Here is a 23,038-nt window from a genome sequence, read left to right on the forward strand (position 1 = left end):
GCTAGAATTAGCAACCCTGTGATGGAAAGATGCGTGCAGACACAGGAGACATCAAACTTCTTTCAAGGTTCTGTAAAGATTTCTTGGCAGCAGTGGCAGATGTCCAAATAACTCCAATGAGGGTAATAAAAAATGATGAAGCGCAACATTCTTGCAGTGGTTATCCCTGCTCTGTTAGCTGCCGGCGCAGCAAACGCAGCAGAAATCTATAATAAAGACGGCAACAAGCTGGACCTGTACGGTAAAGTTGATGCGCGCCACACTTTCTCTGATGACGCTGGCAACGATGGCGACGCAACGTATGTTCGCTTCGGCTTCAAGGGTGAAACTCAGATTACTGACCAACTGACCGGTTACGGCCAGTGGGAATACAACATTCAGGCTAACAACACCGAAGGTGCTGATGCACAGAACGGCAACAAAACCCGTCTGGGCTTCGCTGGTCTGAAATTTGGTGATGCAGGTTCATTCGACTACGGTCGTAACTACGGCGTTATCTATGACGCAATGTCTTACACTGACCAACTGCCAGTGTTCGGCGATGATACTCTGTATCAAGACAACGACAACTTCATGATTGGTCGTTCAAGCGGTCTGGCTACTTACCGTAACAGCAACTTCTTCGGTCTGGTTCAGGGTCTGAGCTTCGCAGCACAGTACCAGGGCAAAAACGAAGGTTCTCGTGATCCACTGGCTCAGAACGGCGACGGCTGGGGTACTTCTGTAGCGTATGACACCGGTATGGGTGTTAGCGCAGTAGGTTCTTACTTCTCTTCTGACCGTACCAACGATCAGGTTGCAGACGGTAACGGCGACAAAGCTGATGCATACGGTTTCGGTCTGAAATATGACGCAAACAACGTATACCTGGCAGCATTCTACGGCGAATCACGTAACACCACTGCTTACGGTAGCACCGCTCGTCAGGTTGCTAACAAAACTCAGAACTTCGAAGTGGTTGCACAGTACCAGTTCGACTTCGGTCTGCGTCCATCCATCGCTTACCTGCAGTCTAAAGGCAAGCAGCTGAATGGTAACACCGCTAACGGTGCAACCTTCGCGGGTGGCGATGCTGACCTGGTTAAATACATCGAAGTGGGTACCTACTACTACTTCAACAAAAACATGTCTACCTATGTTGACTACAAAATCAACCTGCTGGATGACAACGATTACACCCGCGCTCAGGGCGTGAGCACCGACGACGTAGTTGGCGTTGGCCTGGTTTACCAGTTCTAATCACCCGATTAGCATTGCGTAATACCTAAAAACGGAGCCCTCGGGCTCCGTTTTGCATTTCAGTGATCGGCTTCGCAATTAGCTTTTCTACTTTATCTCACCGACATATTTCTTTTTTATATCAGCGGTTGGCAAGCGTGCCGACTGACGTTAACCTGATAGCTCATTTCGCTAAAGTTCACCCAAACGGAACTGACTCATGTTTGAATCGATCTCTGCCGCACCCGCCGATCCTATTCTGGGACTGGCTGACCTTTTTCGTGCCGATGACCGGCCGAATAAAATCAATCTTGGCATTGGTGTTTATAAAGATGAAACCGGTAAAACGCCGGTCCTCACCAGTGTTAAAAAAGCTGAGCAGTATTTGCTGGAAAATGAAACCACCAAGAACTACCTGAGCATTGATGGTCTGGCGGATTTCGCACGTTGCACGCAAGAGTTACTGTTCGGCAAAGAGAGCGCACTGATTTCAGCCGGTCGCGCCTGCACCGCACAAACGCCAGGCGGCACCGGTGCCCTGCGCGTTGCGGCAGATTTTCTGGCAAACCAGACCAGCGTGAAGCGCGTTTGGGTGAGCAACCCAAGCTGGCCGAACCATAACAATGTGTTCAACGCTGCTGGCCTTGAAGTGTGTGATTACGATTATTACGATGCCGCTAGCCACAGCCTTGATTTCGACGCTATGGTGGCATCGTTGCAGGAAGCCAAAGCAGGCGATGTAGTACTGTTCCACGGCTGCTGCCACAACCCAACCGGCGTTGATCCTTCTGCAGAGCAATGGCAACAGCTGGCGCAACTGTCGCTAGAGAAAGGATGGTTGCCGCTGTTTGATTTCGCCTATCAGGGCTTTGCTCGCGGTCTGGATGAAGATGCGCAAGGGCTGCGTATTTTTGCCGCTTCACATCAGGAACTGATCGTTGCCAGCTCTTACTCGAAGAATTTCGGTTTGTATAACGAGCGTGTTGGTGCATTGACGCTGGTTGCAGCGAGCAGCGACGTGGCGAAAACTGCGTTTAGCCAGGTGAAATACACCATTCGCGCCAACTACTCTAACCCGCCGTCACACGGTGCGGCGGTAGTCGCCACCATCCTCAGCAATGACGCGCTACGCACCATCTGGATTCAGGAGCTGACCGATATGCGTCAGCGCATCCAGCGCATGCGTCAGCTGTTTGTGAACACGCTGGCGGAGAAAGGCGCTAATCAGGACTTTAGCTTCATCATCAAGCAGAACGGCATGTTCTCATTCAGCGGTCTGACCAAAGATCAGGTAGTCCGTCTGCGGGAAGAGTTTGGCGTGTATGCGGTGAACTCGGGTCGCGTTAACGTGGCAGGCATGACGCCAGACAATATGTCGGCGCTGTGTGAGGCGATTGTCGCGGTTTTGTAAATCAGGCGATGAATAACGACAAATGGGCCGAAAGGGCCCATTTTTTTATTCTTGCAGGAACGGATTGCTGATGCGTTCGCGGCCTAGCGTCGAGATAGGCCCATGACCCGGCACGAAAGTCACATCATCGCCAAGCGGCAACAGCTTGGTTTTAATCGCATCGATAAGATCGCTGTGACTGCCCTGCGGGAAATCGGTGCGTCCAACGCCACCGTTGAAAATCACATCTCCCGAAATCAGAAGACGCCCAGCGCGATCGAAGAACACGATATGTCCCGGCGTATGACCCGGACAAAGCAGCACTTCCAGCGTGACATTCCCAACCTGCACAGTTTCACCCTCTTCCAGCCAGCGATCGGGCGTGAGCGGCGCGCACTCGGGCAAACCAAACATTCTGCTTTGTGTGGGGAGATTGTCTAACCAGAAAGCATCGAGCGGATGTGGACCGACAATGGGCACCTGATAATGTGCCGCAAGTTCCGCAGCGGCACCAACGTGATCAAGATGTCCATGCGTTAGCAGGATTTGCGACGGCGTTAAACCACGTTCTGCCAGCACGGCTTTGATGGTTTCCGCATCGCCGCCGGGATCGACCAATGCGGCTTGTTGGGTTTCGTCATCCCATATAACTGAACAGTTCTGGGAAAAAGCCGTAACCGGAATAATTTGGTAATTCATAGCGCTCCATGACCGACACACGCAGCGCTGCCGGTATCAGGACCAGTGCCTTGCGGGCCCGGTATCAATGTGTACGAAGTTGCTGCGCGGGTAATATCCTACACCACCGGCGCGCATAGATAACGCCGCTTTGCGAACATTGCTCAACGAAATTCCCTCAATGTGGAAATCCATCGCTTGCCCTTTGGTGTGATAGCTTTTTTTCGCCACGCCCGGACCCGATTCACGCAGCATGGTGTTGGTGGCTAAGGTGCGGTAACCCGAGATTAACTGCACCGGCTTGCGCGTATCCAGCAACGTTTGCAGGCGGTATAGCTGATCAAAAAGATGGGGATCGATGTTCTTAACCTGATTGGCGCGGTAATCACGGAAGAAGTGATTTAAGCGGGCTAACTCATCCTTGTCATAACGCTTACCGTTAAAAAACTCCGTTTTAAGGGTTTCACCGGTGTGAAGGTTACTAAGTGTCAATACTCGAGGGCGGGCGGTGGAAAGCGAAGCCAGAGCGGAGCCAGGAAGCAGTGATAATCCTGCTGCTGCGCCTCCAATCAAGAGTAATCGACGACGTTGAGAATCAATATTAGCCATGAAGCGAGGTTACCTAATCTAAAGCGGATAAAATATGTGCGAAAAGTACACAAGGCCGAACATTAACGTTCACCTAAGACTCAGTCAACCCAGAATATGTTGCAGAAGACCAAAACCAGCTCAAAATCAAATTTTCGAGACTGGTCTTGGTTAAATTCATGTGAAGAGAAAACAGCCAAATCAACTACTAGAGTAACAACTGACCGGCTTTATGCAGTACCTGACTACCGGAACGGGCGGGATTATCATAATTGTAAATATCTGTACGATATTGCGGCTGGCCGTCATCTGCGACCCATGCGGTTAAATAGTAAAGGTTCACAGGAATACGATGGCGAATCGGCACGTAACGGGTATTTCCCTCTTTCAAGGTGTCCGAAATACGGCCATCATTCCAGCCCACATCCTGCAACAGCAGATCGGCCAGTTCCGAGGCTTTATTCACGCGCACACAACCCGAACTGAGCGCACGAATATCGCGCTGGAACAGGTTATGGTTCGGTGTATCGTGCAGATAAATCGCATCCGAACTCGGCATATTAAATTTGTAGCGACCCAGTGAGTTGGTCGCACCTGGCGCCTGACGAATGCGATACGGGAAGCTCGCGGCCGACACCATATGCCAGTCAATCATCGAAGGATCGATCACTTCCGCATCCGCACTCCAGCCCGACAACAGCGTATAACCGTGCTTATACAGATAGGTCGGATCCTGTTTCACCTTCGGCACAATATCCTGACGCACCAGCGTAGTTGGCACGTTCCATGGCGGATTGAGCACCACATTATTCAGCGCGCTACGCATCAGCGGCGTTTTGCGGTCAGGACGACCCACAATCACGCGTGATGACAGAATGGTGGCGCCATTGTTGTAGTAGGTCAGCGAATAGTTGGGAATGTTCACCATGATGCCGTTATGCATATCATCCGGCAGCAGACGCAGGCGCTGAATATTAAGCGCCAGCAGCGAAGCACGCATCTGCGGCGGTACATTCAGCCATTCACGGGTACGTGGACCAATCGCGCCGTCATCGGCCAATCCCTGCCAGTGCTGGAAGCGTTTAACGCCCTCCACCAGCGCGGTGTCATACACGTTAGGTCCGGTTGCCGTCGGATTGGCAGCCACATTATTGGCCACTTCAGGCGTCGCTGCGAGAGCCGGAGCCGCATCAATATCATCAAAATTTGCCGCAGACGGGCTCACCGCCACCGGCTGATTGCTTTGGCTCACCGGAACCGGCGCGGTTGGCACTGCATCTTCCGCCGGTGTTGGCGTAGTACTGTGACTAGCGGTCAACATGCCGGTGCGTTGCAGAATCTCACGCAGCGCAGGCACATCATTACTGATCTGCCCTGGGCGCAGCGTAGCGGTATCACGCAGCTGTGGCCACGGGCGATCATCCGTAAGTAGCGTTTTCAGCGCATTGTGCATCGGCGCATATTGCGGATGCTGCGGTTGCAGCGAAACCACGAAAGTACGGCTGCCGCCACCGTTCACCGCATTCTGCCACTGATTGATGGCCGCCAGTGATGGCATGGTCAGCTTGTAAGGCACATTGCTGTAGAGCCAGGTTTCACCCTGCGTCGGCACATTGGCAACAAACTGCAGATAGCCAAGCATGGCATCACTGAGCACGATATCGCGCGCCAGGCCTTTAATGTTCGGATTGGTCAGACGCTCCACCCAACGTGTGAACTGCGGCTGCACGCCTGAGAGCGCCACTTCCGCCAATTGCTGCTGAAAAGCCTGCACCGCTTGCGGGTCCTGCCACAGCGGAGCCATGTCGCGCGACGCATAAATACCGGCTAAACCGGGCAGGTAGAAAGGTTGTTCAGTGGCGCTGAACGCCTGCTGAATCTGCTGCTGGCTGGCAGCAACCGACATCGAACTGTGGTGCGTGGCGTTAGGTAGCGTGGAGGTGATGGCCGCATGGCTCACAGCCAGCGGTGATAATACCAGTGACAAACCGAGTGCTACTGCAGCACGACTCATTTTGCTCTTATTGTTTAGCAACATCCCTGCCCCCTTCTCACCAATGACATAGCGCCCTGTGATCGCCATGTACAGCCATACTCATAATGTTGAGTATACGAATAAAAAACGGCATCTGCCTCTAAGTGCAGATGCCGCATACAGATTAAACGTAGTGCTGTTTTTTAACCAGATTAAGCGCTATGAATTCTCATATTCAAGACCGACCTTAGGACTTTCATCCTTGCTCTGTGCAGGATCTGCCGAGAAGCCGCGCAGACCGACCACATGCACATGTTCGGTGTTATTGAACATTTTACGCACCAGTTTGTAAGTGGTGCCTTTTTCCGGGCTGATGTTCTCTGGCGCCGCGATGATCAGCTGCATCTCCAGACGTTCGCATAACTCAAACAGCGTGGCGATCGAACGTGCATCGAGACGTGCTGCTTCATCGAGGAACAGCAGACGGCACGGCGATATATCTTTGCCGCGCAGACGACGTGATTCCTCTTCCCAGCTCTGTACCACCATCACCAGAATCGACATCCCGGTACCGATCGCTTCACCCGTCGAAAGCGCGCCACTCTCCGCGCGCAGCCAGCCGTCAGTACCCCGATTCACTTCCACTTCCATCTCAAGATAATTGCGGTAGTCGAGCAGCTCTTCACCGATGGTTTGCGGCGTGCGCTGGCCCATATCGATCTGCGGATTCAGGCGCTGATAGAGTTTCGCCAGCGCTTCCGAGAAGGTTAAGCGGTTGCTGGTAAACAGATCCTGATGCTGTTCATGCTCTTCCGACAGCGTATCCAGCAGCGTTGAGTGCGCTTCACGCACGTTCACGTTGAGGCGCACGCTGCGCACCTGACCAAAGCTCACCGCCTGCAAACCCTGGTTCAGCTGACGAATACGGTTCTGCTCGCGCTGGATGGTTTTGCGAATAATGTTCGCCGCACTGCGCGAGCTGATTGCCAGCGTCTGTTCACGCGCCGTCAGCTCTTCGGTCAGACGATTCAGCTCAATCTCCATCTGCTCGATGGCTTCAACCGGATCGTCGGTACGAATGATGTCCTGACGAATACGTTCGCGCAGATGCTGATACACCGCGATAAAGAACTGAATCTTACGTTCCGGACGTTTCGGATCTTCGGACATACGCAGCACATCGCGCAGATGCTCGTTATCCGCCACCGCCAGACGCAGCGCACCCAGCGCCTTATCCGACATGGAACGCAGCTCATCGCCGCTGAGATAGGCCAGCTCGCGACGATGCAGACGACGCTCAACGCCATTCTCTTTAACCAGACGCAACACCGTGCACCAGCCCGCTTTCGCGCTGACCACCTGCTCACGAATCTGATGATAATCGCGCTCCAGCTTGCGCAGTTTCTTCTGCAGGCTGTCCATTTCGGCTTCACAGAAGGTGATCTGTTTTTCCAGTTGGTTGCGACGCGCACGGTTGTGGCTTAGCGCGCTATACAGCTCGTCACGACGGATGCGCGCGCGCTCTTCTGCGCTGGCATCGGCATGCACGCCGATATCCTGCATCTCTTGCTGCAACTCTTTCAGCATGTCGCGTTTGGCATCGTAAGAACTTTTCAGCGAAGCCAGCACCTGCGAATACTGCGTCAGCTGCGCCTGATGTCCACGCAGGCGTTCGCGCGCGCGGCTGCGCTCGCCTTCCGCTTGCTCCAGACGCTGACGCAACTGTTCGTTGAGATCGCTGTTGCCACCCAACATGCCAGCCGAACTTTCATAGCTGAAGTGCGCGCGGCGCTGCACCACTTCGGTCAGCGCAAAGGCTTGCTGACGCGCTTCACGCTGCTGCTGCTGCGCCTGCTGATAGTCGCGCTGCAGCTGATCGTGCTGCTGCGGATCGCTTTGCAGCACCGCAATCAGCGGTTCCAGCTTGCTGAGTTTGCTGCCGTGCTGATGTAGGAAACGCGCGGCTTCCTGCGCTTCTTCGACACGCTCGCGGATCTCTTCACAGCGATCGCCAAGCGTGTCGTCGAGCAGCAGATTAACGCGTGGCAACAGGCGGTTTAGCTGGCTGACGCCCTCTTTTGCCTGCTCAAACTGCGCGCGCTGCTGCTGATTGTCATTTTCATGCTGCGCCAGCGCCCGCTCCAGCTCGCCACGACGGCTATTAAGCTGACGAATCTGCGCTTCTGGATCTTCATCAAACGCCACCGCTAAATGGCTGCCGATGAAGCGGCTAAAGGATTGATGCAGACGCTGAGTTTTCTGCACATCAAACGACAGCGTGGCATAACGTTCAGCCAGCTGTTCACGTTCGTTGTTCAGCAACTCAAGCTGGTTTTCACGCGCCGCGCGACCAAACAGCGGCACTTTCGGGAAGCGGGAGTAGCGCCACTGACGCTCAGCCACTTTCACCACCACCGCTTTTTCCAGCTCTTCGACGCTGAATACGCTGTCATCAAAGGCTTGCGGATCGCCCTCAATCAGATAGAGATCTTCCGGGCACTCGTCTAAACCGTCGAGCAGGTCGCGCACCAGCGACAGATCCGGCACCACGATGGCGTGACGGGATGGACCGTATAACGCCGAGAAGTACGGCGCGTCATCCAGCGTAACGTCATCATAAATTTCCGACAGCAGCACGCCGCCAAAACGTTCCGCCAGCTGCGTCAGGCGCGCATCTTCCGCGCCGCCCGGTTGGCTCAGACGTTCAATCTGCTGTTCGACTTCGCGCTTACGCGCGGCCAGCTCGTCACGCTCAACGGTGGTTTCACGCTCGCGCTCCAGCAGTTGCTGCATAAATTCAGTGATCTGCTGGCTGCTGGTCAGCTCCTGACCGGTTTGCTCGCTCAGCTGCGTCAGGATTTCCTGCGCCGCCAGCCAGTGTGGCGCACGCGCGGTCAGCGCAGTGATGCGTTCACGCAGCTGCTCCAGCTCCTGACGCATCAACATACGGCGTTCGCCAGCATCGGCTACGCTGCTATTCAGCTGTTCAATCTGCGCTTCGAGTTCACGCTGCAAGCCGTCCAGCGCATCCGCATCGTATTGCTGGCCCTGACGTTTGCAGAAATCCGCCAGCAGACGCTCGGCATCATGCTGCTCACGCAGACGCGTTTCTAATTCATTGAGGCGCAGACGCAGCGAAGAGAGTTGTTCGGCATGATGACGCTGATTGCCGGCGTCGCGCAGTAATTCGCGCCCCACTTGCCACGCATCCTGACGACCAACGTCACCGGCGATGCTGGTGACTAACGCTAACGCTTGCTCAAACTGGCTGTGTGCCGCTTCGGCGACGCTCAGTTTCTGTTCGAGACGCAGCAGGCGCTCGGTGGCTTCCTCTTCACGCGCCTGGAAGGTTTCCTGCCATTCCGCGGCGTTATCGATCGATAAATCAGGCAGCTGACACTGCGTACGCGCCTTTTCCAGCGCCTGCAAGGCTTGCTGATACTGGATTGCCCGCGTCTGCTGCACGTCGAGCGCCTGCTGGAAGTCGGCAAGTTGGCTTTTCAGCTCATCGACTTCCACTTCAGCCGCTTCGGCGCGTGCTTCATTCTCTTCCTGCACTTCGCGCGCTTCGGCAACAACTTCGTTCTGCTCTTCGAGGCGATAGGTCAGCTCTTCCAGATCGGCATCGTAACGCTCGATTTTTTCCTGCTGGCGCATGGCGGTTTGCACCAGATTCAGGTGGTCGCTGGCGCCCTGATAATCGCTTTCCAGATCGCTCTCAGCACCGCTGTGCTCGGACAACTCACGCGCCATTTCAATGTGGCGATACTGCTCGGAAATCAGCTGATTGCGGCTGGTAAACAGCTCATTACGCAGCTGCAGCGCGCCGTCGAGATGAATGCGACGCTCGTTGGCGTGGCGCATGTAGTCGGCGGAAACGTAGCTGGTGGCTTCTGAGATCAGATGCTTAAACAGGTCGCGATCGGATTGGGTGACGCGAATCGCTTCCAGCGTCATGCGGTTTTCCCGCAGCGCGGCTTCCATATCCTGGAAGGCTTTACGCACGCCGCCATTTTCTGGCAGCAGGTAATCGCGCAGTGAACGGGTGATGGCGCTGGAGATACCGCCGTACAGCGAAGCTTCAATCAGGCGATAGAACTTGCTGCGATCGCTGGCATTACGCAGACGACGCGGCACCACGCCGAGCTCGAACAGCACCGCGTGATAATCGGTGACCGAGTTGTACTGTTTGAACTGCACGCCTTCCTGTGCTTCCACGCGCTCCTTCACTTCCGTCAGCGGCAACACGCGCGCCTGACGGTTATTAAGGATTTCGGTCAGCATATCGGTCGCCTGCGAATCGCTCGGCAAGCCGTGAATACTGAATGGCTTGATATCGACCTTTTTATCGCGTCCCGCCACCTGCTGCAGACGCACACCAACAATCACACGCTGATGGCGTGAGTTGACCACATCCAGCACCGAATAACAGACGCCAGCGCGCAGCTTGCCGTGCAAACCTTTATCGCGCGAACCGGAAGTTGCACCGGCTTCGGTGGTGTTACGGAAGTGCAGCAAGGTTAAGTCTGGGATCATCGCCGTCACGAAAGCGGCCATGGTGGTGGATTTACCCGCACCGTTACCGCCCGAAAGCGTGGTGACCAGTTCATCAAGATCAAAAGTACGGGCAAAGAAGCCGTTCCAGTTGATCAGCGTTAGCGAACGAAATTTACCGCGTTCAATCATGCTTGTTCATCCTCCGCGTTATCACTCGCGTCGCTTTCAGCGTCAATATCGTTATCTGCTTCATCGTTCTCAGCCGCAGCCGGCGCGCTTTCCAGCGTCATCGCTTCACCGTCACGAATCAGGCGCAGCTGCGCTTCGCGCGCATCGTCACCGCTGCGCACGTCGGCGCCAAAGCGGAACACTGATTCAGTAATGCGGAATTTGCTGCTGTCGTTGCCCATAAACCACACCATGCCGAGACGGCGCAGGCGGCTCAGCGACGCACGCATTTTTTCCTGCAGCTTGGCGCGGTCAAGATCGGAACCGGTGGAACGCTGATTGACCAGCTTGAGCAGTTTGCTCTCATCGGCCAGCGACAGCAGTTCGTCGTACAGCTCTTGCTGGGTAAAAATCCCCTCATTCGCCAGACGTTCCGGGCTGAGATAGAGGTAGCAAAGAATTTTGCCCACCATCATATCCAGCTCGGATAGCACCGAGCGTGGAATCAAAGTGGTTGAGCGCGGACGCAGATAGAAGAAGCCTTCCGGCGCGCGGATCAACTCAACGTTGTAGCGCGCGTAAAACTCTTCGAGATATTCCTGGTAATCCATCAGGAAGGCGTGATTATCCAGCTCTTCAATGCCAATGTGGCGACCCGCGCGTAACTGGCTATCGAGCGCCGGGAAAATCGGGTTTGCCAGAGCCAATGCCAGTTTAACTGGCATCACTTGTTCAATATTTGTCGATGACATGTGCCTGCACCTTGGCTCCGTAATCATTAATGGCCTGCCATTGCGCAGGCAGACCGGCTAAATCAGCTTCGGCCACGCCGAGTCGCACCGCTTGATCGATGACGATACGCGCCAGATCAAAGTGGCGCGCGCGCGGATACTGCGACAGATAGTCGCGCATCACCGTGGCAAGATGGAGCGGCTTCTGCTCCTGCTTATAAATCTGCAGCGCCTCTTCGATCATCGCGGCCAGCTGCTCGCGAATCTCATTAAACTCTTCGTATTCCATTTCCGGCGGCAGCTCGCCCATCACCTCGTCATTACGCAGCGTCATCTCTTCATCGCGCATATCGTAAAGACGATCGGCATTGGCGTAGGTCAGCGCCCACGGCTGATCGAAATAGTTTTGCACCGACAGGCGTAAACGCTGCGCAAACACGCGGTTCTTATCCATGTCGATGGCGGTACGAATAAACTTGTGAACGTGGCGGTCGTAGCCGATCCACAGATCGATAGCCTGCTGGCCCCAGCTGATGATGCGGTCGAGCTTGTTTTGCAGGTCAAACACCAGCTTATCGACAAAGCCCAGATCCGGGCTGCTCAGCGTCGCGTCCTGAATGCGCAGCAGGTTGGCCTGCAGCTTATCGCCCGCCGCTTCCAGCGTATCCTGCAGTTCACGCAGCGTACCGGACGTTTCCGACAGCAACATTTCACAGCTGGAGATCGCCGCGCGCCAGTCTTTGTTGAGCAGATCGGCAATATCGGTTTTCACCGTTTGCTGCTGCTCATCCATCAGACGCTGCGTCATGTCGATGCTATCGAAGATTTCCGCTACTGAATATTTCAGCGGCGCAAACACGTTGCGATGCCAGTGGAATTCGTCACCGTCTTCTTCGGCGGCATCCGCGGCACGTTTCAACTCCTGCGCCACAATCGACAGCTGCATCGACAGGCGCAGCGTGGAGAACTCGCGCTGGCGGATGTAATAGTCGGTAATGCCGATGGCGAGCGGCGTCAGACGATAGATGGCATGCCCTTCCGTCAGCTCGCTGGTAAAGCGGTTGAGCAAGCGCTGACGCACCATGTCATTGATGGCGTTATTGGCACGTACCTGCACGGTTTCGTGGGTTTGTTCGAATGCTTTGCTAACGTGACGAAACGCGTCAATCAGCTCGCCTTCACTCATCTCGCCGTCCATGCGCTCACCGTTTAAGGTGGCGATGGCCAGCAAAAAGGCCAGACGTTCAACCGGCAGCGCAAGCGAAAAATCGTTCTTGCGCGCCCATGCCACCAATTCGGGGACCGTCTGGGAAAATTCGCTCATAGTTGATCCTTCTGGCTGGGTTTGCGCGCGGTCACATGGATATAGCGCCCTAAACTTAAAAAGGGCTCCTGGCGACAGAAACGCCGTTCCATCTCAATGATTTCCTCAACGCTCTTCCCTGCGCCGGGTTGCGGCTTCATGTAATCACAGAAGACGCGAATGCCCGCACGCCGTTCAATTTCAAATCCGCAGTTTGTCAGCCACCGCGTCACATCATCCGGATCGCGCGGGAAATCGGGCGACAGCGTGCGCTTTTTACGTTTGCTCATATTGGCGCGCATATAGCCGAAGTTGCCGAGCGTCAGGGTGCGGAAGGTTAAGCCGTGCGCGTTGTAAAACATCAACGACAGCACGCCGCCGGGCTTGAGCGTGTGCCACAGCGCTTGCAGCACCTCTTCGGGATGCGCGACCCATTCCAACACCGCGTGAAACAATACCAGATCAACCTGCGTATCCAAATGTTCGCCCACCTGCTGGGCGCTAATTTGTTTGAATTGCATGTTGTGGCTCACACCCGCGGCAAGCGCATGGGCTTCCGCCAGCTTCAGCATCTCAGCAGAGAGATCACACAGCACAACCTGATGACCGCGCGCCGCCAGCCCGCTTGAGACTTGTCCCACACCCCCGCCGGCATCCAGCACCTGTAAAGGTCCGGCAGGTAATGTCGGTAACAGGGCTTCCAGTTCGTCCCAGACAATCGCCTGGCGCACTTGCCCTTTGCGCGTGCCATAAATGTTCTGTGAGAATTTGTCCGCCAGATCGTCAAAGTTACGATCCTGCATGATGATGGCTCCGCTTTGCTGCATTCAACTTGTGCTATTTTGTCACAGGCTCAACAAGAATGAACCTTTCATGCCGCAGTAACCGTCTGGCAGCTGTTTTTTTGGACAAAAGAGGCCATATTCGATGTTTTTCGCATTTAAAAAAGTCATTGGGGGGATGTTGCTTCCCTTGCCGCTGCTGTTATTGCTGATGGCGGCAGGACTTTTGCTGCTCTGGTTCAGCCGCTGGCAAAAAAGCGGCAAAATCCTCATCTCTTGCAGCTGGCTGCTGTTGCTGGTTTTAAGCCTGCAGCCGGTTGCCGATCGCCTGCTGTCACCGCTGGAAAATCATTATCCCACCTGGAACGGTAACGAGCCGGTCGATTATATCGTGGTGCTCGGCGGCGGCTATACCTTCAATCCGAATTGGGCGCCGAGTTCCAATTTGATTAATAACAGTCTGCCGCGCGTGGCCGAAGGCGTGCGTCAGTGGCGGCGCTATCCGCAGGCGAAAATGATCTTTACTGGCGCAGCAGCGGGCGAAAACCCACGCAGCAGCGCCAGCGTGGCGGCCGAAGTGGCGGAAAGTCTGGGTGTGCCATCAGAAGCGATTATTCAGTTGGATCAACCAAGGGATACCATTGGCGAAGCACGCGCGGTGAAACAGACGATTGGCGAACATCCGTTTTTACTGGTGACTTCCGCCAACCATCTGCCGCGTGCCATGCATTTCTTTCAAAGTGCCGGCATGAATCCGCTGGCCGCACCGGCGAATCAGTTGGCGGTGACCTCGCCGCTAAACTGGTGGGAACGCGCTATTCCGTCACCGCTGTGGCTGGCACACAGTGAGCGCGCGATCTATGAAACGCTGGGACAAGCCTGGCAGAAGCTGCGCGGTGATGATTTCACTTCAACCCAGCCAGGGGAGTAATTGCGCGCGGGCGTGATCGAAGCGCGGACGGTCAAACTGTCCGCTGCTGACCAGCGTGTCGACACAATCCCACAACTGATACAACCAGCGCCGCCAGAGGAAACCTTCCGCCACTGGCGCACGCTGCAGATAGTGCTGCAGCAGTGACGCTTCTGCGCCGTTATCTGCTAACCGCATCAGATCGTATTCGCGCGGTGCCCAGAGAATGTTGCCCGGCTGCATCATCGCAATCAGCTGATCGCTATGCGCATCTTTCAGCATGCTGGCTAAGCGTAGATTGCCGTGCATCAACACGCAGGGATCGTCAAAACCGTTGAACAGACGCGGCAATAGTTGTCGGCTGCGAAACAGAATCTGACGATCTTCCAGCGTGAAAAACGGCGGTGACAAATAACCCAGCGTTGACCACAACACATCTACCCGCTGGCGATACCAGGCGGGCCAGTTATTTTCCTGCACGCTGTCCACGCTGCCGACTAAACCATGGCTGTCGATACGATGCCACGCCAGCACGCCTTCGACGATCTGTTCGCACAGCTGTTCCCAGCGTGCTGCGCTGCGAGCCGGTGCTTCTGCTGATACGCCGTTAAAGCGCGCCATCAGCAACATTTCATGTACCGGCTTTTGCTGGCTGAGCACCAGACCAAACACAGCGGGCACGGCGATCAAGCCATCATGGCCGAGCATGGTCAGTTTTTTGGCTTCCAGCGCAGCGCGTCCCTGATGGCGAAAATACTTAGCCACCAGCGGCATCGGTTTACCGGCGTTATCGTAAAGCGCATACAGCCGCGTGTGCGCCTGCTCGCTAATGGTTTCGAGACGACTGATGCTTTCACCAAGCACCAACGCGAGTTCTGAACGGAGCTGTTCCATGCAATATCCTCCGAAGTCAAAGGGCTGGAATATGCTGGAGGTGATGGCGGCGCAAAGCTTAGCGCCAGATCAAACTTCAAGGCCAGCGAGAGCCGCTGGCCGGTCGGAGATTAACCCTGCATAGCGAGACGAACCCGCTCAAGGTCTTCCGGCGTATCCACCCCAACACTTGGGATAGCTTTTGCCACCGCGACGTGAATCTTTTCACCGTACCACAGCACGCGCAGCTGTTCGAGCAACTCGATGTGCTCCAGCGGGCAAGGTTCCCACGCGATGTAGCGACGGATAAAACCGGCGCGATAGGCGTAGATGCCAATGTGGCGAAGCAGCGTGTCGCCAATCTGCTCGCGCGAACGCGCATAACGCTCGCGATCCCAGGGAATGGTGGCGCGTGAGAAGTAGAGCGCATAACCTTTGGCGTCCATCACCACTTTCACCGCGTTCGGGTTAAAGGCTTCTTCTGCATCGGTGATCGGCACCGCCAGCGTCGCCATCCCGGCTTCAGATTGCGCCAGATTACCTGCCACCTGACGTACAATCTCCGCCGGGATCATTGGCTCGTCGCCCTGCACGTTAACGATGATCGTGTCGTCGGCAAACTGATACTTTTCGATCACTTCGGCCAAACGTTCAGTACCGGACTGATGATCGACCCGCGTCATGCACACTTCGCCGCCGGCCGCCGTTACCGCCGCTGCCACAGCCGGATGATCGGTGGCGACAATCACGCGATCGGCACCCGATTCACGGGCGCGTTCCATAACGTGCAGCACCATCGGTTTACCCTGAATATCCACCAGCGGTTTGCCGGGCAGACGCGTTGAAGCATAACGCGCAGGAATAATGGCAACAAAACTCATGGATGGATCTCTTCAACAGACAGCGTACGCGCTTCCACTTCCAGCAGCACTGGAATGCCGTCACGTACCGGATAAGCCAGGCCATCCGGTTTACAGATCAGCTCTTGCTGCTCTTTGTTGAAATAGAGTTTTCCGTTGCATACCGGGCAGGCAACGATTTCGAGTAAACGGTGATCCATAATCTTCTCCATTCAGGACCGATTCAGGCGGTTAGCATATCATAATAGCGTGCGCGTGAATGGCGCACTCAAGCCGGACAAATGGCGGCTTTATTCACCAATCGACCAGCGATTTGACCAGGCAGCCAGCAGTTCTGCGGGCGCATTTTCGATAATCACTTGGTTGGCACCTTGCCATGCGGCAAAGCGATTAATGGCTTTTTGTACGTCATTAAGGAAAGCGTTACTGATACGTGTGCCCTCTTCCAGCCAGAATGCACGAATCACTAATTGCTGCGCCTGACGCTCCATTTTGGCGTCGATGCGCGCTTTCAATAAGCCGCGATGCAGGACCGGCAGGACAAAGTAACCATATTTGCGCTTCTCTGCTGGCGTGTAGCACTCAATGCGGTAATCAAAATTAAACAGCTCCAGCGCGCGACGACGATCCCAAACCACCGGATCAAAGGGTGACAACAGCGCGGTATGCGTGGCCAAGAGTGGCTTTTCCAGCAGCGGCAATAATGTGTGGTGTAACCACATTTCGCCCAGTTGCTCAACCTCGACGCGAACAATCTCTCCGCGCGCAGCCGCATCCTCGAGCCATGACTTGAGCGGTGCGCGTTTGAGCCGGTAATAATCGGCTAACCAACTGCCACGGAAAATGCCGAGGCTGCGCGCGCTGTGACTCAACATCTGTATCACCGCTTCGTCTTCACTCAGCGCATGCTGTTCATCAATCCATTCTGGCATTACACGGCTGTGCAGATCGTAAACCCGCTGGAAGTTGCGCCGCTCCACTACCATCAACTGACCGGCGCTGAACAAATTCTCAAGATGACGCTTATGCGGTTTCCACGCCCACCAGCCCGGTTTGGTCTGTTTATCATTACTGAAATCAGCGGCACGAACCGGACCATTGGCGGAGATGTGTTGCAGCAGGTCAGTGATTTCCTGTTGATGCTCCTCAACCCACTGTTGGTTGTATTTCCAGCCAAGTCGCTGCGGTTGCAGCATGCGATGGCGCAGCAACGGGTAATCTTCGAAGGGAATAAAACAGGCTTCATGAGCCCAATATTCAAATAACGCGCCCGAGGCCAGCGCCTCTTCCAGCCAATTGGCCTGATATGCGCCAAGGCGGCTAAACAGCACCAGATATGGACTGCGTGCCACCACATTAATGGTATCGATTTGCAACAAAGACATCTGACGCACAGTCGCGTGTATATCGGCAAAGCGCACCCGGCGGCCCAAAGGACGTAAAAGTCCCTGAGCAGCCAGATGCAGATGACGAGCAGTTTGCAACGAGAGGGAAGCGACGAGGTTCATGACTCCATTCCCTTTTCGGTGGTTAGCGCGAACGGGCGTCGCGCGCGGTAGTGCAGAGATGGGTGATATCGTCTAACAAGGTTGCCACCGCTGCGCCTTGCAGATGCGCATCAACCGGCAGATACCACCAGTTTGGGCGAGCAAAGCTGCGGCATTTCACCGCATCTTTTTCCGTCATCAGCAAGCACTGATCTGCCTGAGTCAGACGACGTAATTCGTCTTCGCTGTAAGCATGGTGATCGGCGAAGGCAATTTCAGCCACTGGCTTAATGCCTTGCTGTTTAAGCGTGTTGAAGAAGCGCGGCGGATGGCCAATACCGGCCATCGCTACAATTTCAGGCAATTGCGCTAAGGCTACGGTTGCACCGCTGATCAGGTTTACCGCCATACCGGGCTGCAATGTCATCGCAATTTCGCCCGCATGGTTATCGCCGCCGTTAACGATCACCGCATTTACGGTGCTAAGTCGTGAGGCGCGTTCACGCATCGGCCCAGCCGGTAACCACCAGCCATTGCCAAAACGACGCATTCCATCCACCACCACAATTTCCCGATCGCGCTGCAGCGCGTAATGCTGCAGGCCATCATCGGTGATAATCACATCCAGATCGTGCGCAGCGAGCAAGCCTTCTACCGCTAGACGCCGCTGTGGCGCAACTGCAACCGGCACCTGCGTGCGCTGAGCGATCAGCACAGGTTCATCGCCAGCCTGCGCCGTGGGCGTTTCAGCGGTAACCAGCAGCGGATAACGTTCCGCTTTTCCGCCGTAACCTCGCGACACCACGCCAGCATGCAATCCGCGTTGTTGCAGCGCCTGCACCAACCAGATCACTACGGGCGTTTTACCATTCCCACCTGCGGTGAGGTTCCCCACCACAATCACAGGGCAAGGCGCGCGCCAGCTTTTTCGCCAGCCGCGCTGGAAGCTGAGGCGAATCAGCCAGGTGATCGCCCCATAAAGCAGACTCAGCGGCCATAGCAGCAGCCATAACGGCGAGCGCCCGCTCCAGATGCGTTCAATCATTGACCGAACTGCAGCTTGTGAAGCTGCGCATAGGCGCCCTTCTGTTCCAGCAGCACGCTGTGAGTCCCGCGCTCGACAATGCGACCATCTTCTACCACGACGATCTCATCGGCTTTCTCAATGGTCGACAGACGGTGCGCAATCACCAGCGAAGTGCGGTTTTTCTGCAATTCATCGAGTGCGGCCTGAATCGCACGCTCAGACTCGGTGTCGAGCGCTGATGTGGCTTCATCGAGAATCAAAATCGGGCAGTCACGCAGTAATGCACGCGCAATCGCAATACGCTGACGCTGACCACCGGAAAGCAGCACGCCATTCTCACCAATCATGGTATCAAGGCCATTATCCATCTTCTGGATGAAGTCCATGGCATGCGCCATGGTCGCAGCCTGCTCGATTTGCTCGCGCGTGTATTGACCATTACGGGCATAAGAAATGTTGTTGGCGACGGTGTCGTTGAAGAGATGCACGTTCTGGGAAACCAGCGCCACTTGATTACGCAGGGAACGCAGGGTGTATTCGCGCAGATCGTGACCATCAAGCAGAATTTCACCGCTATCAATGTCGTAGAATCGCGTCAGCAAGCTGGCCATGGTCGATTTACCCGAGCCGGAACGACCTACCAGTGCAACGGTTTTACCGGCAGGCAGTGACAGATTGATATCACGCAGGGCAGGAATTTCACGGCCTGGATAGGTAAAGGTCACGTTGCGGAATTCAACATCACCTTTGGCACGATCCATTTCACGTTTGCCGTTATCCACTTCCTGCTCACTGTCGAGAATCGAGAACAGCGTCTGACAAGCCGCCATACCACGCTGGAACTGCGCATTCACGTTGGTCAGTGACTTGAGCGGACGCATCAGGGCGATCATCGATGAGAAGACAACGGTAATGGTACCGGCTGTCAGCGTTTCCATTACGCTTGGGAAGCTGGCGGCATAAAGCACAAATGCCAGTGCTAGCGAGGCAATTAACTGAATCACCGGATCAGAGATTGAAGACGCCGACACCAGTTTCATGCCCTGTTGACGCATCTTGTTGCTGACCTGAGAAAAACGGTTGGCCTCCACTTCCTGACCACCAAAAATCAGCACTTCTTTATGCCCTTTCAGCATCTGTTCGGCGCTGGTGGTGACCTGTCCCATAGTGTTCTGCATGTTCTTACTGATGCTGCGGAAGCGCTTAGAAACGGTACGAATAGCAAAGGAGACGATCGGTGCCAGCACAATGAGAATCAGGGACAGCTGCCAGCTGTAATAGAACATCATGATAAACAGGCCAATGATCGAGGCCCCTTCACGCACCACGGTAACCAGTGCGCTGGAAGAGGAAGAGGCAACCTGCTCAGAATCGTAGGTGATGCGTGACAACAGCGTACCCGTTGATTGCTGATCAAAGAAGGTTACCGGCATGCCCATCATATGGCCGAATAGGCGGCGACGCATGTTCATGACCACGTTGCCGGAAACCCATGAGATGCAGTAGCTGGAGATATAGCTGGTCACGCCTCGTACCAGCATCAGGCCGATTACCACCAGCGGCATCCACAGCATTACGGATCTGTCAGCTTTACCGAAGCCATCATCCAGTAAAGGTTTCAACAGAGAGAGCATCAGGGTATCGCCTGCCGCATTGAGTATCAGCGCCACCGCTGACACATACAGGCCAGCCTTGTGAGGCGCAATCATCGGCCAGAGTCGACGGAATGTCTGCCACGTTGAGAGATCTTTATCTTGATGCATTATTTATTCACGCTGTTTGAAATAGCCGCTCATTCTACCTGGAATCGCGTTTGACGCCAAACCACTGATGGTACCATCGAGGCATTATTTGCTCTCTTAAGCCCTTAATTTGCCAATGACCTTGTCTGATACCCACATGAATCTGCCCCGATTGTGCCGTGTCGTACCACATATAGCCTTGCTGACGATAGCGCTGCACCACGGCTGGTGCCGGCATACGCCAGGCGTTATATCGCGCCACCGAAGCAAATGCTGCTTTGCCAGCAACATTACGTAACAGTAACGCGCCTGACGAAGTCCGACTGCCATGGTGTGGAACCTGCAACATCGTCGCGTTTAGTGCTTCTTTTTCCAGCGCGACAATTTTTCTTTCGGCTTCTAACTCAATATCACCGGTGAGCAACACGCTGATTAGCCCGTCATCGACTCGCACCACACAGGAATCGTTATTTTGCCCCTCGGTCTGACTCTCCGGCGGCCACAAAGCGGTAAATTGTAATTTGCCCCACTGCCACCGCTGGCCACGGAAGCATGGCAGGTGTCCGTCTTCCGCTAAGGCACTTCGGATTGCTACCGCTGGATTAACTTTGAGCAATGAGTGTAGCCCACCACGGTGATCAAGATGCTTGTGGCTCAATATTAGAGAATGAAGGCTTCTGCCGTGATACTGCAGCCATGGCAGGATGACACGTGAACCGGCATCATCCTGCTTCCAGCCGGGTCCAACGTCATATAACACCACTTCATTGCCCTGTGTAAGGGCAATCGCCAGGCCGTGCCCCACATCAATCATGTCGATTTGCCAGTCATCACGCTGTGTAGTGCTGCGCCAGAGGATGATTGCGAGTATCAGGCTAAAACACGGCATCAGACTGCGATAAATCAGCTTGCTGCGCCAGAGAAGTAATCCCACCCACAGCAGCACGATAGCAGGTAACGTATCGCTCCACGCCCACCAACCTGCGGGTAACCACTGCAGCAGGAGCATGACCAGGCTTATGGAAAGATCGGCCAGAGACCATAATCCCGTTGAAATCAGCGGCACAGGCAATAGCATTGCCAGCAATATCAGTGGCACCGTGACAAATGACACAACCGGCACCGCGATCAGATTTGCCAATAACGCGCTCAGGCTTATTCCCTGAAACAGGAAAATTTGTAGCGGAGCCATGAGAATCATCATGCCTAGCTGCAGATGTAGCAATTGCAATAACAGCCATCGACGCTTTGCGCGAAAGCGATGTGGTAATGAAAACCATTGATACCAGGCAATCAGTATCGCGACCGCCAGTGCCGACAACCAAAAGCTTTCTGACAAAACGGTTAATGGATCAAGTGCCAGCAAAGCGCCGATACATAACGTCCAGACTTGCCAGCCACTGAGTTGCCAACCGGCGCTGCGCATCCCTATCCATAGTATGAGCGCGATAATCGCGCGTTGGGCCGGTGCATGGCTGCCAGAAACCCATGTGTAAGTGGCTGCGGTCATAACGCTAATCAGCAGTGGAAATAAATGGCCAATCAAATGAGCAGGCAAAATCACCTGGATAGCACGCGCCAATAGCCATCCCACGCTGGCAGCTAATGCAATATGCATTCCCGAGATTGCCATCAAGTGGGCCGTGCCTGTTTCCCGCAGCAACTGTCGTTGCTCTTCGGTCATGTTGGCACGTATACCAAACGCCAAAGCCTGCATAATTGCCGGTTGTTTGAGCGTATCGAATGCGGGTAAATGATGATTGATTAAACGCGTCCGCCAGTTGCAGCTTAGCGATTCCGCCTGCTGGCTGATGATGCGCCCTTGCAGCGGCGTGTGATTAGACAGGGCAAAGCGCTGCAGATCGAACTCACCTTCATTTAATCTGCCATGCACGGCGCGCAGTCGCAGTTTCATCTGCCAGCGCTGACCGGCGCAAAACGGTTGGTCCGTAGAGGCATTATTGAGCGTGACAAAGAGAGGCGGAAATTGATAACGCTGACCAACACGCAGGATTTGCACGGTTAACTGCTGTTTCTGTTCACGAACTTCAGTAATACGAACTGTTGCTTCAATAGACGTATTAGTCAGATCGTCAATGGCATTGACCATCTGGCGGGCTTCAGTCAATGTCCAGGCCAACATTACGAGAGCAATCCCTGAAATCCGCAGCAGCATGATTGGCATCAACCCAAGCGCCACAGCAAATCCAACCATGATGAGTATTATGCTGGCAGCGGGTATGTGCGGCAAAATGCCCAACGGCAACGCCGAGGCAATCATCAATCTGGCCAGAACAATCCAGTTCATATGCATCATTACTCTCCCTTGTTGGTGGAAGAGTGTGCCGTGAAAAGGAGAGATTTGCTTCAGTGAAAAGAGTGAGTGTTGCGATGGGTTCAGAGACTTTTGCAGAGATTACATTGATGAAACTTCATTTTGGAAAGCAGATCGCAATACTGCCTGCTATAACCAAAAAAAAAACGACACCCTAAAGTGTCGTTTTTATCGTTCGGTAACGGCTTAGCCGTAGATGTTCGCACGGTCACGCAATTCTTTGCCCGGCTTGAAGTGGGGAACGTATTTACCTTCCAGATCCACTTTGTCACCTGTTTTCGGGTTACGACCCGTACGCGGTGCACGGTAATGCAAAGAAAAGCTGCCGAATCCCCGGATTTCAATGCGCTCGCCCTGGGCCAACGTAGTGGCCATGTGCTCAAGCATCTCTTTGACTGCATCCTCAACGACTTTCGCCGGAATATGAGTATGCTGGCCAGCAAGTCTTTCAATCAGTTCTGACTTGGTCATGTA

Annotated in this window: 18 protein-coding genes; 3 read left to right on the forward strand and 15 right to left on the reverse strand. The window is 54.6% G+C overall.

Annotated elements, in window-relative coordinates:
• Positions 1–132: 132 nt before the first annotated feature.
• Together ompC and HX773_RS06315 are read left to right on the forward strand one after the other, a co-directional pair.
• Positions 133–1,239: a porin OmpC gene (ompC, locus tag HX773_RS06310; RefSeq protein ID WP_304623160.1), complete on the forward strand. Its 1,107-nt coding sequence runs from the start codon at positions 133–135 to the stop codon at positions 1,237–1,239.
• A 199-nt stretch (positions 1,240–1,438) separates the two neighbouring features.
• Positions 1,439–2,629 carry an amino acid aminotransferase gene (locus HX773_RS06315; RefSeq protein ID WP_176970863.1) on the forward strand — a complete coding sequence of 397 codons (1,191 nt, stop codon included), beginning with the start codon at positions 1,439–1,441 and terminating at the stop codon, positions 2,627–2,629.
• 45 nt (positions 2,630–2,674) lie between these two features.
• Here the strand turns inward: HX773_RS06315 and HX773_RS06320 are convergent, their stop codons facing one another.
• From HX773_RS06320 to cmoM, 7 genes are all read right to left on the reverse strand, one after another.
• A complete protein-coding gene (locus tag HX773_RS06320) occupies positions 2,675–3,307 on the reverse strand; it encodes an MBL fold metallo-hydrolase (RefSeq protein ID WP_176970864.1) in 633 nt (210 codons plus the stop codon).
• Between the two features lie 36 nt (positions 3,308–3,343).
• The gene (locus tag HX773_RS06325) at positions 3,344–3,895 is read right to left on the reverse strand and encodes a YcbK family protein (protein WP_008102370.1); all 552 of its coding nucleotides are present in this window, start codon (positions 3,893–3,895) and stop codon (positions 3,344–3,346) included.
• A gap of 187 nt (positions 3,896–4,082) precedes the next feature.
• Positions 4,083–5,912 (reverse strand): L,D-transpeptidase, encoded by a 1,830-nt coding sequence (gene ldtD / locus HX773_RS06330; RefSeq protein WP_176970865.1) that lies wholly within the window; start codon positions 5,910–5,912, stop codon positions 4,083–4,085.
• Positions 5,913–6,068: 156 nt separating this feature from the next.
• Positions 6,069–10,535, reverse strand: a complete 4,467-nt coding sequence (gene mukB / locus HX773_RS06335; RefSeq protein ID WP_176970866.1) for a chromosome partition protein MukB — start codon at positions 10,533–10,535, stop codon at positions 6,069–6,071.
• Complete coding sequence (mukE, locus tag HX773_RS06340) at positions 10,532–11,266, reverse strand: chromosome partition protein MukE (RefSeq protein ID WP_097094359.1); 735 nt, start codon at positions 11,264–11,266, stop codon at positions 10,532–10,534. Before mukE ends, mukB begins: the two co-directional genes overlap by 4 nt.
• Positions 11,247–12,569, reverse strand: coding sequence for a chromosome partition protein MukF (gene mukF / locus HX773_RS06345; protein ID WP_176970867.1), 1,323 nt, complete (start codon positions 12,567–12,569; stop codon positions 11,247–11,249). Before mukF ends, mukE begins: the two co-directional genes overlap by 20 nt.
• A complete protein-coding gene (cmoM, locus tag HX773_RS06350; protein ID WP_176970868.1) occupies positions 12,566–13,351 on the reverse strand; it encodes a tRNA uridine 5-oxyacetic acid(34) methyltransferase CmoM in 786 nt (261 codons plus the stop codon). Before cmoM ends, mukF begins: the two co-directional genes overlap by 4 nt.
• 124 nt (positions 13,352–13,475) lie before the next feature.
• On the opposite strand from cmoM, the gene elyC reads away from it, so the two are divergent.
• Positions 13,476–14,261: an envelope biogenesis factor ElyC gene (gene elyC, locus HX773_RS06355; RefSeq protein ID WP_176970869.1), complete on the forward strand. Its 786-nt coding sequence runs from the start codon at positions 13,476–13,478 to the stop codon at positions 14,259–14,261.
• On the opposite strand, the gene HX773_RS06360 is transcribed toward elyC, so the two are convergent.
• From HX773_RS06360 to ihfB, 8 genes are all read right to left on the reverse strand, one after another.
• Positions 14,241–15,134, reverse strand: coding sequence for a YcbJ family phosphotransferase (locus HX773_RS06360; RefSeq protein ID WP_176970870.1), 894 nt, complete (start codon positions 15,132–15,134; stop codon positions 14,241–14,243). The two genes, elyC and HX773_RS06360, sit on opposite strands and share 21 nt — an antisense overlap.
• Before the next feature lie 110 nt (positions 15,135–15,244).
• Positions 15,245–15,994, reverse strand: coding sequence for a 3-deoxy-manno-octulosonate cytidylyltransferase (kdsB, locus tag HX773_RS06365; protein ID WP_176970871.1), 750 nt, complete (start codon positions 15,992–15,994; stop codon positions 15,245–15,247).
• A complete protein-coding gene (locus HX773_RS06370; RefSeq protein ID WP_007887424.1) occupies positions 15,991–16,173 on the reverse strand; it encodes a Trm112 family protein in 183 nt (60 codons plus the stop codon). The genes kdsB and HX773_RS06370 overlap by 4 nt, the downstream gene beginning before the upstream one ends.
• Positions 16,174–16,263: 90 nt before the next feature.
• A complete protein-coding gene (locus HX773_RS06375; RefSeq protein ID WP_176970872.1) occupies positions 16,264–17,481 on the reverse strand; it encodes a winged helix-turn-helix domain-containing protein in 1,218 nt (405 codons plus the stop codon).
• Between the two features lie 22 nt (positions 17,482–17,503).
• Positions 17,504–18,505, reverse strand: a complete 1,002-nt coding sequence (lpxK, locus tag HX773_RS06380; RefSeq protein ID WP_176970873.1) for a tetraacyldisaccharide 4'-kinase — start codon at positions 18,503–18,505, stop codon at positions 17,504–17,506.
• Positions 18,502–20,250: a lipid A ABC transporter ATP-binding protein/permease MsbA gene (gene msbA / locus HX773_RS06385; protein WP_176970874.1), complete on the reverse strand. Its 1,749-nt coding sequence runs from the start codon at positions 20,248–20,250 to the stop codon at positions 18,502–18,504. The genes lpxK and msbA overlap by 4 nt, the downstream gene beginning before the upstream one ends.
• 34 nt (positions 20,251–20,284) lie before the next feature.
• A complete protein-coding gene (locus HX773_RS06390; RefSeq protein WP_176971010.1) occupies positions 20,285–22,543 on the reverse strand; it encodes a DNA internalization-related competence protein ComEC/Rec2 in 2,259 nt (752 codons plus the stop codon).
• 207 nt (positions 22,544–22,750) lie between these two features.
• Positions 22,751–23,035: an integration host factor subunit beta gene (gene ihfB, locus HX773_RS06395; protein WP_003849360.1), complete on the reverse strand. Its 285-nt coding sequence runs from the start codon at positions 23,033–23,035 to the stop codon at positions 22,751–22,753.
• Positions 23,036–23,038 lie beyond the last annotated feature (3 nt).

This window comes from Pantoea sp. B9002, from assembly GCF_013385945.1.
GTDB lineage: Bacteria > Pseudomonadota > Gammaproteobacteria > Enterobacterales > Enterobacteriaceae > Pantoea.

Excerpts from the sequence above, each read along its gene's own strand:
- ompC (WP_304623160.1), top strand. The coding sequence starts at position 133 with ATGATGAAGCGCAACATTCTTGCAGTGGTTATCCCTGCTCTGTTAGCT.
- HX773_RS06315 (WP_176970863.1), top strand. The coding sequence starts at position 1,439 with ATGTTTGAATCGATCTCTGCCGCACCCGCCGATCCTATTCTGGGACTG.
- HX773_RS06320 (WP_176970864.1), bottom strand. The coding sequence starts at position 3,307 with ATGAATTACCAAATTATTCCGGTTACGGCTTTTTCCCAGAACTGTTCA.
- HX773_RS06325 (WP_008102370.1), bottom strand. The coding sequence starts at position 3,895 with ATGGCTAATATTGATTCTCAACGTCGTCGATTACTCTTGATTGGAGGC.
- ldtD (WP_176970865.1), bottom strand. The coding sequence starts at position 5,912 with ATGTTGCTAAACAATAAGAGCAAAATGAGTCGTGCTGCAGTAGCACTC.
- mukB (WP_176970866.1), bottom strand. The coding sequence starts at position 10,535 with ATGATTGAACGCGGTAAATTTCGTTCGCTAACGCTGATCAACTGGAAC.
- mukE (WP_097094359.1), bottom strand. The coding sequence starts at position 11,266 with ATGTCATCGACAAATATTGAACAAGTGATGCCAGTTAAACTGGCATTG.
- mukF (WP_176970867.1), bottom strand. The coding sequence starts at position 12,569 with ATGAGCGAATTTTCCCAGACGGTCCCCGAATTGGTGGCATGGGCGCGC.
- cmoM (WP_176970868.1), bottom strand. The coding sequence starts at position 13,351 with ATGCAGGATCGTAACTTTGACGATCTGGCGGACAAATTCTCACAGAAC.
- elyC (WP_176970869.1), top strand. The coding sequence starts at position 13,476 with ATGTTTTTCGCATTTAAAAAAGTCATTGGGGGGATGTTGCTTCCCTTG.
- HX773_RS06360 (WP_176970870.1), bottom strand. The coding sequence starts at position 15,134 with ATGGAACAGCTCCGTTCAGAACTCGCGTTGGTGCTTGGTGAAAGCATC.
- kdsB (WP_176970871.1), bottom strand. The coding sequence starts at position 15,994 with ATGAGTTTTGTTGCCATTATTCCTGCGCGTTATGCTTCAACGCGTCTG.
- HX773_RS06370 (WP_007887424.1), bottom strand. The coding sequence starts at position 16,173 with ATGGATCACCGTTTACTCGAAATCGTTGCCTGCCCGGTATGCAACGGA.
- HX773_RS06375 (WP_176970872.1), bottom strand. The coding sequence starts at position 17,481 with ATGAACCTCGTCGCTTCCCTCTCGTTGCAAACTGCTCGTCATCTGCAT.
- lpxK (WP_176970873.1), bottom strand. The coding sequence starts at position 18,505 with ATGATTGAACGCATCTGGAGCGGGCGCTCGCCGTTATGGCTGCTGCTA.
- msbA (WP_176970874.1), bottom strand. The coding sequence starts at position 20,250 with ATGCATCAAGATAAAGATCTCTCAACGTGGCAGACATTCCGTCGACTC.
- HX773_RS06390 (WP_176971010.1), bottom strand. The coding sequence starts at position 22,543 with ATGCATATGAACTGGATTGTTCTGGCCAGATTGATGATTGCCTCGGCG.
- ihfB (WP_003849360.1), bottom strand. The coding sequence starts at position 23,035 with ATGACCAAGTCAGAACTGATTGAAAGACTTGCTGGCCAGCATACTCAT.